Annotated in this window: 11 protein-coding genes and 4 pseudogenes; 11 read left to right on the forward strand and 4 right to left on the reverse strand. The window is 52.0% G+C overall.

The features are described from left to right. Nucleotides 1-8 precede the first annotated feature (8 nt). Together QMK51_RS14240 and QMK51_RS14245 are read left to right on the forward strand one after the other, a co-directional pair. Nucleotides 9-1,358, forward strand: a complete 1,350-nt coding sequence (locus QMK51_RS14240) for a hypothetical protein (RefSeq protein WP_320390608.1) — start codon at nucleotides 9-11, stop codon at nucleotides 1,356-1,358. A 467-nt stretch (nucleotides 1,359-1,825) separates the two neighbouring features. Further along, on the forward strand, nucleotides 1,826-3,103 hold the full coding sequence (locus QMK51_RS14245) for a sugar MFS transporter (protein WP_320394518.1): 1,278 nt from the start codon (nucleotides 1,826-1,828) through the stop codon (nucleotides 3,101-3,103). A 32-nt stretch (nucleotides 3,104-3,135) separates the two neighbouring features. Here QMK51_RS14245 and QMK51_RS14250 read toward each other — a convergent pair. The 3 genes and pseudogenes from QMK51_RS14250 to QMK51_RS14260 all read right to left on the reverse strand — a co-directional run. Further along, nucleotides 3,136-3,406, reverse strand: a pseudogene (locus tag QMK51_RS14250) (site-specific integrase); the annotation flags it as partial. Nucleotides 3,407-3,508: 102 nt separating this feature from the next. Continuing rightward, nucleotides 3,509-4,717 carry an MFS transporter gene (locus QMK51_RS14255; protein ID WP_320390609.1) on the reverse strand — a complete coding sequence of 403 codons (1,209 nt, stop codon included), beginning with the start codon at nucleotides 4,715-4,717 and terminating at the stop codon, nucleotides 3,509-3,511. A gap of 106 nt (nucleotides 4,718-4,823) precedes the next feature. Next, on the reverse strand, nucleotides 4,824-5,696 hold the full coding sequence (locus tag QMK51_RS14260) for a LysR family transcriptional regulator (protein ID WP_320390610.1): 873 nt from the start codon (nucleotides 5,694-5,696) through the stop codon (nucleotides 4,824-4,826). Between the two features lie 398 nt (nucleotides 5,697-6,094). Here QMK51_RS14260 and QMK51_RS14265 point away from each other — a divergent pair, with 398 nt between their 5' ends. From QMK51_RS14265 to QMK51_RS14290, 7 genes and pseudogenes are all read left to right on the forward strand, one after another. Continuing rightward, complete coding sequence (locus tag QMK51_RS14265; RefSeq protein WP_320394519.1) at nucleotides 6,095-6,412, forward strand: hypothetical protein; 318 nt, start codon at nucleotides 6,095-6,097, stop codon at nucleotides 6,410-6,412. A gap of 86 nt (nucleotides 6,413-6,498) precedes the next feature. Then, nucleotides 6,499-6,689 (forward strand): annotated as a pseudogene (locus tag QMK51_RS14270) (hypothetical protein). Between the two features lie 510 nt (nucleotides 6,690-7,199). Then, entirely contained in the window at nucleotides 7,200-7,700 is a 501-nt protein-coding gene (locus QMK51_RS29000; RefSeq protein ID WP_413817480.1) for a papain-like cysteine protease family protein, read from the forward strand. 414 nt (nucleotides 7,701-8,114) lie between these two features. After that, a pseudogene (locus QMK51_RS14275) lies at nucleotides 8,115-8,351 on the forward strand (phage tail protein); the annotation flags it as partial. After that, nucleotides 8,348-8,805: pseudogene (locus tag QMK51_RS14280) on the forward strand (phage virion morphogenesis protein). The pseudogenes QMK51_RS14275 and QMK51_RS14280, both read left to right, overlap by 4 nt. A 288-nt stretch (nucleotides 8,806-9,093) precedes the next feature. Continuing rightward, a complete protein-coding gene (locus QMK51_RS14285; protein ID WP_320390611.1) occupies nucleotides 9,094-9,516 on the forward strand; it encodes a hypothetical protein in 423 nt (140 codons plus the stop codon). A gap of 147 nt (nucleotides 9,517-9,663) precedes the next feature. Beyond that, the gene (locus QMK51_RS14290; RefSeq protein ID WP_320390612.1) at nucleotides 9,664-10,644 is read left to right on the forward strand and encodes an IS5 family transposase; all 981 of its coding nucleotides are present in this window, start codon (nucleotides 9,664-9,666) and stop codon (nucleotides 10,642-10,644) included. Between the two features lie 420 nt (nucleotides 10,645-11,064). On the opposite strand, the gene QMK51_RS14295 is transcribed toward QMK51_RS14290, so the two are convergent. Beyond that, the gene (locus QMK51_RS14295; protein ID WP_320390613.1) at nucleotides 11,065-12,039 is read right to left on the reverse strand and encodes a LysR family transcriptional regulator; all 975 of its coding nucleotides are present in this window, start codon (nucleotides 12,037-12,039) and stop codon (nucleotides 11,065-11,067) included. Between the two features lie 241 nt (nucleotides 12,040-12,280). Here QMK51_RS14295 and QMK51_RS14300 point away from each other — a divergent pair, with 241 nt between their 5' ends. Next, nucleotides 12,281-13,567, forward strand: a complete 1,287-nt coding sequence (locus tag QMK51_RS14300) for a 3-keto-5-aminohexanoate cleavage protein (RefSeq protein WP_320390614.1) — start codon at nucleotides 12,281-12,283, stop codon at nucleotides 13,565-13,567. Beyond that, on the forward strand, nucleotides 13,564-14,814 hold the full coding sequence (locus QMK51_RS14305) for an MFS transporter (protein ID WP_320390615.1): 1,251 nt from the start codon (nucleotides 13,564-13,566) through the stop codon (nucleotides 14,812-14,814). Before QMK51_RS14300 ends, QMK51_RS14305 begins: the two co-directional genes overlap by 4 nt. The last annotated feature ends 216 nt before the right edge of the window (nucleotides 14,815-15,030 follow it).

The following is a 15,030-nucleotide window of genomic DNA, read 5'->3' on the forward strand; positions in this document are numbered from 1 at the left end:
ATTATAAAATGGCTATGGACAGAAACAGAGACGATGTAGGTGGAAACGCGTTCTTCTCCAATGGGGCAGCACCTGAAGCTCCAAGTAAAGGACGACTGTACGCCGCTATTGAGGTCCCTGAGGCAGATGAAGAATCACGCCCAGAAAAGAATTTAGAGCCTATTTATTTTGAGTGCGTTGATGCGTCATGGCTACAAAATCTCAATCCGGGTATGAGTTGGAAAGAGGTTTACCGAATCGCTCCATTGTCTGTACTCGAATTACACGACTATCCGCTTCCGGCCTTCCCAGAGCAGCTGCAACCCGGTGATATTGCGTGGTTTGAATTTGGGTATGCTCCCCCGAAAGCAGGCGACATCACCTCAACACTATATACGAGCCTTTTTTCCGAGGGGATTTCGGTAGCTATACAATACCGGGAAGCATTACAACCGGGCTGGCCAGATAGCGGCCCCATGAGCAGTAAGGGATGGCCTAAGGAGGTTCTGATTTCGCACGATTCGAAACTTGGACTTAAAGCCATTTCTGGTTTGCTTGAACAAGTCGAAACGTCAGGTGGAGTCGCTATCTATGACGTAGGACATGGTGCTTGCCAAGGCTTATTAGAAAATAACCATAGAATTCCCTCTTTGTATGTAGACTTCGGTGGTGGTGTGCTTGGAAATGCGAAAACATTTCCCAAAAACCATAATGGCTTTTGCTTCACTAAGCGTCCGGCGGTAATCCTTTCGCACTGGGACTGGGATCACTGGTCGTCAGCCTACAGATACCCCATTGCGCTCGATACCAGGTGGATTGCGCCTCCCGTACCGAAGAAACCAATCCAGCAAGCTTTTGCTGCAGATTTACTTGCTCGCAGTAATCTCCTGATTTGGGACGGGCACTTTCCCTCAGCTCTTCGCGTGGGAGGCGTGGGTATTGAACGTTGTACTGGAAAGACCACTAACGACTCTGGGCTAGCCGTTACCGTTTATCCAGGCCCTCGCGGGCGAAAAAACTATCTGCTCCCTGGTGATGCGGGCTACCGCCACATACCGTCGGTGGCCCGAGGTGATGCATTTAGTGCCATATGCATCACACACCACGGCGGTAAGCTGCATTCCGTCTCTATCCCAAAAGCAAAGCAGCGTGGGTACACGGTTTGCTCTTTAGGAGCTGGAAATACATACAAACATCCGTATCTCCACACGCTTGAAAAACACATGCTAGGAGGCTGGCCTCTACCGCTGGTGACTGGATTCACAGGAAAGAGACCAAGTCATATATTCATGTCATGGGACTCCGCACCTGAGATTTTCGAAGGCTCTTGCCATGCCAGTGGGTGTAGTGTTGCTTACACTCGTCATCTATCTCTTTGACAAACCACCGCCAAAATGACGATCGGTATCCGTCCGGCTAAGTCATCTACTCAGCCCCGTGAACGAGCCCCATGAAAGTCAGGACACCGTTTCCCCCTTACGATAAGGGATAGGCAAACGGTTATGTTTATGACTAACAGCAACGATAAGAGTGGGGAGCTTTTGGGCCAGGAGCGGCGGCGTCGCTGCAGCCCAAATGAGCGAAATTACCCCTTGTCTCGGCATAACCCCCAAGAGATCCAGCGGCTTGCCAAACGAAAAGTCAGGCACTAAGGTAGCGCCCTCTAACGACTGGCCCCGGACTTTGGGTGAGCGGTAGCGGCTACAGACAAAAAATCAAATGGCAGCGCACCCTCCTTTGGCGAGTACTTCACCGCACAAAGTTAGCGCTGTCTCACTATCAAGGTGCCTGAGACTCGATAGAGTTTTCCTTGAAAGTAACAATCACAAGAAGGAGGAAGCCCGTGATGACGAACGCTAGTGCTAGCGCGACTGTCACCAACAGTTTGGCAACACCCCACACCCAACGGATGAGCACCTACGTGTTCGCGCTGTTTTTCATCCTCGGCAGCATCACCAGCCTTAACGATGTCCTGGTGCCAAAACTCAAGCACCTCTTCAGCCTCAGCTATACCGAGGCCATGCTTGTGCAGTCGTCATTCTTTTTTGCCTATTTCATTTTCGCCATACCCGCAGGCCTGCTCATTTCGCGAATCGGCTACATGAGAGCGGCCGTCCTCGGGTTGCTGCTGATGGCTGGTGGATGCCTGCTCTTCATTCCTGCCACCCAGTCCGCATTGTTTCCAGCCTTCCTCGGCGCCCTCTTTGTGCTTGCGATTGGCGTGACAACCGTTCAGGTCGTTGCGAACCCGCTGCTTTCACTGCTCGGAACCGTCGCAACGGCCTCTAGCCGCCTCACCCTCGGCCATGCGTTCAATTCGCTGGGAACCACGGTCGCGCCCTACCTGGGTGCCATACTGATCCTGGGCTCCCTCAATGCGGTAGATACCTCCGCATTGTCGCCAGCAGAACTGACGTCCTTCCTGTCGCAGGAAGCCAGCGTGATCAGCAACACCTATGCAAGCATTACGCTCTTCATCTGCATCGTCGCCTTGATCGTCTGGCTGAAAAGAAATGAGCTGCAACCGTCAACAAGACCTGAACGTCTCAATCCACTCGCTGCGCTCGACCTTCTAAAGCAGCCGCGCTTTGCACTCGGCACCGTTTGCATATTTCTCTATGTCGGCGCCGAAGTCACGATTGGCAGCCTCATCACCGACTACCTCATGCTGCCGACAACCCTGGCCCTTCCCGCCGAAGCCGCAGGCAAGCATGTTGCCTTCTATTGGGGTGGCGCCCTGGTTGGCCGCTTTATCGGCTCGGCGCTGATGCGCACTTTCGCGCCCGGGAAACTGCTGGCCTTTGCCGCCACGGCAGTCATTGTGCTGTTGACGATCTCTGCCACCACACAAGGCGTTGTTGCCGGATGGTCGCTGCTGGCCGTCGGGCTGTTCAACTCCATCATGTTTCCGACGATCTTTACCCTTGCGACCGCAGGGCTCGGTCATCGCGCGGCGGAAGGTTCGGGCCTGTTCTGTTGCGCCATTGTTGGCGGGGCATTTATTCCGCCATTGACAGGGTATGCGGCCGACCTCTCGACGCTCGCGATGGCATTGAGCGTGCCAGCGACCTGTTATGCCGGCATCGCAATCTACGGTTGGTATGCCCGCGCTCCGAAGCACTAGCATTCCCTGGCGCGTGGCTAGCCCATTGGTCAGTCCCGGTAACGAGATAGGACGCTCAGACCGTGAGCAGGGCTCTCTTCATCCCAGGCCATTGGCTTCCAAGAAGGCGAAGTAGTCGTACAGACGACGTCCGTAGGCTTCCCATGTCAGCTCTCTTCGTGCCTCACCGGACTCCACGAGAATATGCCTGAGGAAGGATTGCACGGACTCAACAGGCCAGCCATCTGAGCCAACCAACATCGGAAAACCTTCGAAAGATCGACCTGCTAACGACAGGTCTTTTGTTGCGAATATAAGAAGAATCCCCCCCAAAGCATCAGTTGCATATCTGAAAGACGTCCTCCCGCGCTTGCCAGCCCAGCGCGCCAGTCAGATTATCGATCTGCTGCCACATAAGTGGGCTCGTTAAGCCTCGCCGCGTGTACGAGCTTGACTTTGCTTAGGGACGTGCCTCAAAAGCTGCATGAGCGCCAAAGAAGCAAGACTCGCGATAATGAGCGCAAGTGAGCTTATTCCAATGCTCAGCCCCAAAAAGTCGATCAAGTAACCTGTTAACACCGGGATCGCCCCAGCGGGCACATACCCCCCCATGTTGAACACTGCGTTGGCTTCGGCTCTGCGCTGCGCAGGCACGCGGTCAGCAATAAGGGTCAGTCCACCTAACTGGCCCAAGCCTTGACCGGCGCCTGCCGACAGAGCGGAAACGATCAGCCATGGAGCGGAACCGGTTTCCAGCGCGATCCACACGAAAATCATTGAGAAGACAGTACCGATCCCGCTAAGCGAAAACACGGTACGGCTGCTGTATCGCTTCGCCGCAAACTGCACGCCCGCGGCGACGAGGAACATTGAAAAGGCCATACAACCCGTGACAAGGGGACTATTCACGCCTAGAAAAGTCGATATCAGCTTGGGACCGAGCGACAGGATGAATGATGTCGAAGTTATTCCAGGGCCGAAGAACGCTATCCCCAATAGCACGATGCGGAGGTTTTCCTTAGCGACGGAGGGCAAGCGCAGTTTAAACGTACCGACCCCAAGCTTCTGGTTCTTTTGATTGAGTAGCGCTAGGAGCGCCGCGCACAAAATCGCGATTTCCACTCGGAAGACTGTGTGGATCGGGTTCGGGAGATATTGCGCAACGACCCCTGCCAATAGCGGCCCGGTGCCCGCTCCGGCCACCATCGCGACAGATGCCATTAGCGAAGCAAAATGCTTGCGATGAGGCTGAGCATGCTCGACGACATTCGCCATACCCCCAGATACAACGAGGCCCACCGAAACGCCGGTGAGGAAGCGTGCGAGCATCAGGACGCCGATGCTATGCGCTTGGTCGAACAGAATCGCTGCAATGATAGCCAGCCCCACACAGGGTAGAAGCAAGGCTTTGCGCCCGTAGTGGTCGGACAGCTGACCAGCGACGGTGAGAGTTAGAAGGAGGCCGATGATGTAGCAGGCAAAAATCACGGTCAGCACTCCGGACGCGAAGCCGAGGGATTGCTGCCAAGAGCTGTAGAGCGGTGTAGCCGCATTCGACAGTATAAAGATCGCGGTCACGATCCACGCTGTACGGTACACAGCCATTGAGCTTTGTTGGGGATGGGTAATGCTCATCGGTGAAGAGCCTCTATCTCTAGCCAGATATTCAAATTCTGCCTAGGGTAGAGATATGCTTGGTGACGGCCTATTCACTAAAACCACAAATGGGATGTGAAAAAATTCACAGCTCCCGCGCCTGCACTAAGCCCTCCATGAGGAAATCCAAGACTGCTCGGATTTTTAGAGAGCTGCGGAGATCTTCATGAAACGCGAGCCAGATGGGCAGTTCCAGCGGTGTGTGATCCATATCAACGTCTACTCTCGCCAGCCCATATTCCTTGCCTAAAAAATCTGGCAAGAAAACTATGCCAGCATTGCCTACGGCAGCTAATGCCTGAATGCGCAGGTCGTTGCTGGTGACGGAGAGCGGCCGCCCACCCAGCCGATCCATGAGCCATTGCTGCTGTATCGAATCGTCCATGCTACGGTCGTAGCCGATGAACTCGAACTGTTCAGGTTCACGTTGATCGATGTAGTCCTTGCTAGCATGAGGGTAAAAACGCAAGGAGCCGAGGCTTTTGGCGACGACACTCTGTTCTTCCGGCCTGCTGAAGGTAATGGCAATATCGGTTTCTTTTCTTGCCAACGATGCAGTGGACTTGGCTCCAACGAGCCTGAGCTGCAACCGGGGATAACGCTCCCGCAATACCCCGAGCCGCCGAGCTACCAAAGTCCCGAGGTACGCAGGAGGTGCGGACAAGATCACCTCACCCTCAATGCGACTTTCTTCCCCGTCAGCGAATCGCCTGAGTGCAAATGACGCAGACTCCATCTGCGCTGCGTACTCACCTACCCTCACACCATCCTCGGTCAGTTGGTAAACACGGCCCCTACGATCCACCAGCTTCATGTTCAAAGAGGCTTCGAGGGCAGCTATTCGGCGAGCCACAGTCGCGTGCTCCACCCCCAGCGAGCGAGCCGCAGCGGCTAAGGAACCCTCATGAACAAAGGCAAAGAAAAAACGGAGGCTGTCCCAGTCAAGCATATTGGTCATCAAGGTGTGGTTCGGAGTGGATTTACAGCGAGCTAAAAACGTAGCTTACCGATAAATCAGGTGGCACTGCCGCATAAAGCTTGGACTTAATTTCGTCCCCACGTTCTCCGCCCCGCAAGAACCGCTTGGCGATTACAGCGATCACGACGGGCATGGAATATTCAGTCCCCCTGGGGCCTGTAGAGCAACAGGCAAAGTCGCGGGTGATATCGGGGGCCTTCCATCGGCGCTCCGACTTCGGCTCCACTACGCGCACATCCATTTGCACCTAACGCATCGCTTCTAGTATCCCCGACGCGGCTGCGGTTAGGATTCTAGCCCGGTGCAAGTCAGTTTCGTTGCGCAAGGTGCATTGGACGGACGCTTACAGAGCATCGACAATCTAGACGATGAAAAATTTGAACACAAAACCTGCTCTCAACGCCCGCGAGGTCTACCAGGTGCTGAAGGACGTCGCGTTAGGCACACGCACCATGACAAAATCCAGCAGACAGTCATGGAGTGAGATCTATCATGGCCTTATGCCTGTTGAGATTGATGACTGGCTGCTCACGCTATTTAATGACTGCGGCACCCTAGGTTACTGCGAGGATTGCAGGTCATCTGACGGTCGAGTCGGGACTCTTGAAACCTGGCACCGCTATGGCACGGATCCAGTCGAGCTATTAAGTGGCTGGGAACGAGAACAGCTTGAGCGCCAGCTTAGCGCGCTCTGACTCTGCGCAACCATCCATAGCCAAGCGACAAGATCCCACCAAACTTTCCTACTGCTACGCTGTCCTTTTTCCATGGAGGAATCGCGATGCCAAACTCAGATCTGCTCTCTTCCCTGCTATTCAAGATCAACGAAAACCAGCAGCCCTTGAGGCTGCCATTATGGAACTGACACTCTGGGTCGAGCAGCACGGATCGAATGAGGTGGGAGGCAATGTGCGCGGTGCACTGGACACGATCAGAACAAATGAAGAATTCATCAACTTGACGCGGTGTTAATGGCATCAGAGTGATCCCCCCTACGAAGAAGCCGGGTGAATAGCTGGACGTTACGTCCCTCCGGACATCTTGAGATTGGAGAGAGAGGATCTACGCTGGTATCGGAACGCCAAACGCCGGATAAGTCTAAGATCGTAACCTTCACTCCCAAGGACTGTTCGACAAAGCTTGGGAAACACCTGTACTGAAACTGGCTCAAGATATCGGCATATCAGACGTTACGCTTTCCAAAGCATGTCGCAACTGTATCTCTCATCTGGAGAAGGCAATGCGGGGCTCCGGCTGGCGACGGCAATGCTAGGGATACGCTGCTAAACTCCCTAATATGGTCAAAAGCCATGTCGCCTTTCCTCGTCGCCTTATGCCGTGTTTCTGGCGCGACGCTCAAGCAAAACAGGGAGTTACGCATGATCAAGGAACGCTATCAGACACAAACGTCGGAAAGTAATACGCCACTTTTGTCGTCTACTATAGTTGTACGTCATCCCACCTAGCATGGAAGCAAGCAAAATGAAACGCCTCATTAGTTCGCTATTCATAGTTGTTGCTTTATTTGCAGGATCCCAAGCGCTAGCGATCGAACGACAACGAGCTATGAATTGGTGTTGGGCAGCATCAATCCAAAATGTAATGGCGCAAGTTGGCAGATACCAAACCCAGGAACAGATCTCTGCCAGGCTGGATGGCTGGCCACGTGATCGCCCTGCATACATAGGGGAACTTGTTGCACTACTCAATTCATATGGTTTCCGCGCTTGGCAGGCTGGTCGCCCTGGTTCCCCACAAGAGCTGCTCAACACGCTTTCTACTGGTTGGAAGCTAATTGCCTTCGTGCGTCCATCGAATGGACCCGTGGGTCATTACATAGTTATTCAAGGAGTTGATCCGAACACCGGGGGCGTGATCGTCTCTGATCCATGGACGGGAGCAACATATCTTAATTCACTTCCGCAGCTATACGCTGATTGGAGGTGGTCTGATTCTGTAGTTGTGGGTGCTCCAATGCAATAACAGGCTGCTATATGGAGCAAGTAGCGGAGGCGCGCCCAACAACACGCTGCACCTGACGTCCACGCTTCCGCGGTTTCGCCGCTCCGGCGTGGCCGCGGGTGAGCGTTAGCGTCCGCTATAGGTTGTGGATTCAACCGGTCACAACCTCACCAACTGACCATACGCCGATTGTGCTGGGGTATGTGGCGGTTTTGGCGCTAGAGGCCCGTACTTTCTGTCTGTAGCGCCCGCTCCTGCCTGCTTGCATAAATGCATAGTGGGCATTGAATGGCATGGTTTGGCGTACGGTTTGCCCCATTTTTGCCCCATTCCTCTATCGATGCAGCGACCATCCCGTGAGTTCACGGACGCGCTGATGGACTGGACCCACTAAACCCAAGAGCCTCTAAAATCAAAGCGTCCAGCAGACCTAGGGAAAACCTGAACAAGTCCGCCGCCGGCATCCAGTTCGAAGCCGACATTCTCGACAACAGCAAAGTCGATCTGAGTTTGACCCTGCCCCTGACCGAACGGGTGGTGGTAGGCAAGGACGACCAGGGCAATACCACCATCCGCCATTCCGGCGAGCCGCAACGGGCCGCCGCGTTCCTCGACCCGAACTGGATACCCGGCGCCCAAGGCACCAGTAGCGAATGGGTGCTGCCGAAATGACCAACCGCCTGGAAGCGCTGGAGGACTGGGCGGCCGGCTTGCTTGGGCAACTTCAGCCAGCATCGCGTAACAAGCTGGCTCGCAACCTCGGCCAGGCGTTGCGCCGCAGCCATCAACAACGAATCATTGCCCAGCGCAACCCGGACAGCAGCAAGTACGCGCCACGCAAACAGCACAACCTGCGCGGCAAACAGGGACGGGTGAAGAGAAAGGTGCAGATGTTCCAGAAGCTGCGCACAGCCAGCTTTCTTAAGGCACAGGGTGAAGCTAATGCCATCAGCGTTGGGTTTACAGGTCGGATTGCACGAATTGTCAGAGTGCACCAGTACGGGTTGAAAGATCGGGCTGAACGGGGGCACCAGATGTGAAATATGAACAGCGGATGGTATTGGGGTTTACCCAAGCAGATTTAGATTTAATCCGAAATGGGCTGTTGGCGCACCTTTGTTCATAGGTGCTACGAGGCCTTCCTCCGACATTCGTTCCTACCATAGTCTCTTACGCTCCGCGCCCCAAATATCCAAACATCACGCCTATCCTCGGCTCGTCGGCCCCCTTGCTCCGGTGAGCTTTCGAAATTAAAGTTATCGCTAATTCGTCTATTAAACTGCGATTTTTCACAAGCCGCGACCCATGCTCTGAGGCAGTATTGAACCGCGAATTTGTCGAAGTTTGGTGAATTCAACTCGAAACCCCAGGCAAGAACTGGATTTCGGTCTTGTAAAACAAGGAGAGTAAATAAATGGATGTTTATGCAGATAAAGACTGGCAGAGTTTTGGCACAGTCAAGGAAGACGGAAATCTATATGCAGATGGAACGTGGAACTTCAATACAAACGACCGAGGTCGAGTGTGTCAAGCAACCGGAACTAACAGCACTGTAGGTAACTACTACACCATAAAGGCAGATCCAAGCTGCCCTTTTCCCTCAGGAAATCTAGGACAGCTCGTCATGAAATCGGGCAATACAGTTACAGGTTATGGGATCTGCTTTGCCTTGAAGGCAGGACAGAGTTTGGAACTACGCATTAACGACGGGGATATCTCAGATAATGCGGGTTCTCTGCAGCTTAGGTTTGTGCCCAGCTCCGTGAGTCAAGCAATACATGATCGAGTAAACTATGACAGTGCAGGTGCCGCTGGCGAGTACTGGATTCAAGGGTAAAATTTAACCCATCATTCCTCGTAAACCCCTCTTAGCCCGCCACAACTGTGACGGGCTTTTTGCTTCAGATTATTTTCTTTAAGAAAACCCTCAAAAAGACTTCCTGATTTTGGCAAAATACCCCGACTCCACCCGCCGAGTTCTCCGATGAAGCAAATGACTTTCGCCGATGCCGAGTACGCCGGAAAACGCAAGCAGACCCGTAAAGAGTTGTTCCTGATCGAGATGGATCGGGTGGTGCCGTGGAAGGGTTTGATTACTCTGATCGAGCGGCACTACTCGAAGGGTGATGGTGGTCGTCCGGCCTATCCGCTGATGGCGATGCTACGTGTCCATCTGATGCAAAACTGGTTCGGCTACAGCGATCCAACGATGGAAGAGGCACTGTACGAGACTACTATTCTGCGCCAGTTTGCTGGGCTGAACCTGGAGCGCATTCCCGACGAAACCACCATCCTCAACTTCCGTCACCTACTGGAAAAGCACGAACTGGCGGCAGGGATTCTGGGCGTGATCAATGGCTACCTGGGCGATCACGGCCTGTCGCTGCGCCAGGGCACCATCGTCGATGCCACGCTGATTCATGCGCCGAGTTCGACCAAGAACCAGGGCGGCAAACGCGACCCGGAAATGCACCAGGCCAAGAAAGGCAATCAGTGGTACTTCGGCATGAAGGCTCATATCGGTGTGGATGACGAGTCGGGCCTGGTGCATAGCGTGGTGGGCACGGCGGCCAATGTGGCAGATGTCACGCAGGTCGATAAGCTGCTGCACGGCGACGAAAACGTGGTCTGTGCCGATGCCGGCTATACCGGAGTGGAGAAACGCCCCGAGCATGAAGGTCGCCAAGTCATCTGGCAGATTGCCGCCCGGCGCAGCACCTACCAGAAACTGGGCAAGCGCAGCGTCCTGTACAAAGCCAAGCGCAAAATCGAAAAAGCCAAGGCGCAGGTAAGGGCGAAGGTCGAGCACCCGTTCCGGGTGATCAAGCGCCAGTTCGGTTATGTGAAGACGCGCTTCCGTGGCCTGGCCAAGAACACGGCACAGCTGGTGACGCTGTTTGCGCTGTCGAATCTGTGGATGGCCCGCCGACATTTACTGGGCAATACAGGAGAGGTGCGCCTGTAATGTGGGGAATAGCCGCGGGGAGGTGCTCGCCGCGGCTAAAAAGACAGGAATGAGTGAGTGATCTGAGCGTTTTGGATCGATTCGCCACCTTCAAAATCGGCGGTGGCCGAAGTCAGCCAGAAATACGTGGCTACTTCAGACCATCCCTAGGTCTCGATAACAAACACGGGACGACATGCTGACAGAGGAAAAATGCACGCTGTATTACTTGGCCCTCTGGTACGCTTGCGACCGCAAGCCAAGAACTATGAAATTGCCATCGTTCTACACGCGCTTTACCAAGAGCCTAATTTCCAGTCATGGGCAATAAAAACCGAGGGTTTTGATGTCTCGACGAAACTAGGGTTGCTTCAGATATTCGGCAGCAAGCCTTCCAACGAAGCCTGCTACCAGTGTATAAACGGTGTTATAGGAAATTAGCTAACTTAATGTAGTGAACGGGATCACGGGTTTCGCTACAGCAAAGCTGGAATCATTCGCCATACTACTAAGATTATCCCATAAGATCTCAGCATTCTCGCCTAGCTTTTCTTTGCGACGATAAATATTAATTTCTAATGCTATATCAGACTCTGTGTTGCCTGCACGAACCAGATCCTTCCTATCTAAATCGTTCCGAACGATCTCCAGAGGAAGCCATGCAACGCCTAGCCCGGTTATCGCCATAGAACGAAGACCGTCGGCCAGAGAACAATCGTGAATTTTACGGAGTGCTGACAAACTTGGATTGCCCTTTAGCATTTTTTCAAGCGCCCAACTCAATGAGCAATCCTGGCGGTAATGAAGGTATGAAATCTCACCTTTAGGTAAACTAACGCTATTCAAAGGTTCCCCCAGCAAATTTGGCGCACTCACAGGAACTAGCCACTCGCGGCCTATCTTCAAACATTCAAGCTCGTCAAGTGATACTGTTCTCTTAAGGTGCTCACTGATGCCGTTATTGTTGTCCGCAAAAGCGACAACAAAATCCACCGAGCGGTTAGTTAGGTGTTTGAAGCACTCAGGGAGGTTTGCGAAGTCTATAGAGAAACGAGTTTCTTCTGACTGCCTACTTACCCTCGGCAACCAAGCTGGAAAAAACGCTCTCGACATGATGTGTGGCGCAACAATAGAAATTCTCCGCCTGTTTTTCTCTTGAGTACGGATAACCGAATTTCTTGTTTTCTCTAATAGCTCTACAATTTCGACAGCAGCAACATGGAACTCCGTACCCGCGTCGGTAAGTTCTAGCTGGTGACGAGTTCGGTCAAACACCGAAACACCCAACCACTCTTCCAAAGCGGTAATCCTTCGACTCAAGCCGGAGGTTGTAACATTGCAATGTATCGAAGCTTGGGAAAAACTTCGAACGCGAGCCAGCACAATAAAATCCTTTAAGGTTCGAAAATCCGTCATCTTGCTGATCTCGCAATTTTTTGATGGTCATATCATTACATGCGCAACCAAGGGTCTGAAAGTCAAAAAACCGCTCTAGCATGAAGGTTTGTCAAAAAACCATGCTAAATCCGCAACGTATGGGATTTTCAAACTGATAGAACGTCAAAGCCCAGCCAACACCGGATGCAGACAAAGGCACCAGCCAACGCACCGGCACGTTCGGTTAAAGGGTATCTAACTAGATAACAGGGAAGTAAATATGAGTAACCCACAGAAGACACTTATCTTGGGGTGCGCATCAACAGGCGCAAAATTCACGCCTCGCAACCACTATCTCACAGGGGATCAGCTTCTCGATTCCATTTGTACAGGCGCTACTATCAAGGGAGACCAGGACGCCATCGTTAAAGAAGCGATCGAACTTTATAACCTGGGGTGCCGGTACTATCATTATCATGCTCGCAACCCGATAACGCAGGAGCAAACAACCGACAATGACATCTATCAAGCCGTGAGTCGAAATATACAACGCTCCTGCAAAGACGTCCTTCTGAGTTTCGGGGCTAGTCGCAATGGTAAAGAAGTTCAAGAAAATATTAAGACATTTGGTGAATGGGAACGGGTTAGCCAATGCGCTTTACCTCTACACTTCGGCGGAGCTCATTTTGTCACCATTCAGGCCGCGATAGAACTGCAGATCATATGCGAACTGGAAAAGAAAATACAAAAACTCGACTTTGAATATATGCACAGCTCTGCTTTTTTCGAAGATATACAAAAATATGTGCCATCTGCACGTGTTGTACAGGCCACCATGGAAACAAACTCCACGAGTAAAGGTGCCGACTATGGTAGTACTTCACCTTCAATACAGTTTCAAGTCTACAGGAGTGCGATTTCAGCTCGCCGACAACTAGGGCTATTTCATGAAGTCGAATGGGTTCAACTTGCCCGAAGCTATGGCATGACACGGTTTGCCGTTGAACATCCATCTCTACAGCTGGGCAGCTCCGGCCAGCTAAACATAATCCTATTATTTGGATTTTCCAGTCGCCTTCCGTTTCCATCATCCTATGATGAGTTTTGCAACGTCATCGAAGTGGCCAAAAGTTTGGAGTTTGACATTTCCAATCCAGATTATAGAAAGCGTAAGATAACCATCACTGTCGGTGCCGCCATTATCCCCCAGCAAGCCCACCTGCATTACAAAGTTGTGGATGTTGGCCCACGGAAAGGAACCGAAATGTGTGCTTTAAGGCGGCTTGCTACATACGCCTGCCAACCTGGAAGTGGTGTTGATATTCTACGTGTAGGCATGGAAGATACACCCTATGGGGTAGACGAGAAAGGACAAGTGCATATGAGTGACAACCAACAACTCATGGAGTATGCACTTGAAGAAATCGGCTATAATGGTGTGACGCCTGAACTTAACCCAGAAACAATAATTAATCGTATGGGGCTCGATATTGTCAGGGACGAACATCTCACAACACTACGCCAAAGGCCGCTGGGCGTATCAGAAAATGATGGAGCTTTTCAATGACTGATGTAAGCAGTTTGCGCCAGAACTCGGGTTATCGCTGGGTTATTCTTTTGATCGCAACCGTGGCCCAAGCGAGTGCCTGTTTCTTCGTACAAGGTATCGGTGCTATTGCAATCTTCATCCAGCAGGATTGGAACCTGTCCACGATGCAAATAGGACTATTGGTTTCAGCTGCGCAATTAGTTCCTATCCTCGGCTTGCTAGTTGCTGGAGAATTATTAGACCGATTTGAAGAACGCATAGTTGTGGGTATGGGTACGCTCATCGTTGCGATTGCACTTTGCGCCTCAACACTTGCTAACAGTTACCTATCATTGCTTATGTTTTTGATCGTGGTCGGTGCTGGCTACAGCACTGCGCAACCTGGTGGCAGCAAATCTGTTTCTAGCTGGTTCCCAAAAAGCCAGTTAGGTTTTGCAATGGGTATCCGCCAGGCGGGCCTACCCTTGGGAGGTGCGCTCTCAGCGGCGGTACTCCCCTACATTGCCACCCGTTGGGGATGGCAGTACTCGTTTTTAGTGGGCGGACTGGTCGCATTGTTTGGCGCTATCACTTTCTTAAGTTTCTATCGCTCAGCCAATCCCAATAAGCTCCCTCCGGTAAAGTCTGATAAAAAGAAACTCAAAACTATTCTGGCCTCAAGAATTTCCATGCTAAACGACCCGGCGATGAAGAACATTATGTTCTCGGGTGTTAGCCTTATTTCAGTCCAATATGGGATTTTGATATTCACGGCACTTTATCTTTATGATCTACTCGATTTGAGCATCACAGCCGCTGCCACATTACTTTTGATTGCTCAAGGAGCGGGCGTAGCGGGTCGTATTATTTTAGCTGCTTGGAGTGATCGCTGTAAATCTGGTCGGTATTTCCCCGTATTGATCTGTATGCTCGGAGTTATTCTCGGCCTGATTGTCCTCGTTTGGTCTCCTTTGCGCTCTTTTTGGATGTTGAGCATATTAGTCAGCTGGCTCGGGTTCTTCGGGTTTGGGTGGTATGGCCCGTGGGTAGCCTACGTTGCTGATTCCGCTCCCTCGAATAAGACCGGTTTCGCACTAGGTTTAGCCATGGCGATTAATCAAGTTGCCATTGTCATAATGCCTCCCGCATTGGGTTTGTTGAAGGACGTGACCCACAGTTATTTGCCAGGATGGAGCATCTTAATAGCCATGACTCTGACTGCGCTGCTCTGCACGGCCTGGAGCACATTTGGCTCCTCAAAAACACCGTCGTTTATTAAGGAATAACCGATGACTTATTTTTGGTCACTACCATAAAAGGTTAATTTTGAATATCCATAAATATTTTAGTCATTCTGAGCTGTATGAGTTAGCGGAACGCTCCCACTCTGTAAGTAGTGTTTGCATTTGCACTAAAAAAACACTAACAGGATGGGAAAGCCCTCCGACTTCCTTGCCAGAAACGCTATTATTCGATATTGGCACGCTAATGTATGACGCCGA

The organism is Pseudomonas sp. P9_31, assembly GCF_034008235.1.
GTDB lineage: Bacteria > Pseudomonadota > Gammaproteobacteria > Pseudomonadales > Pseudomonadaceae > Aquipseudomonas.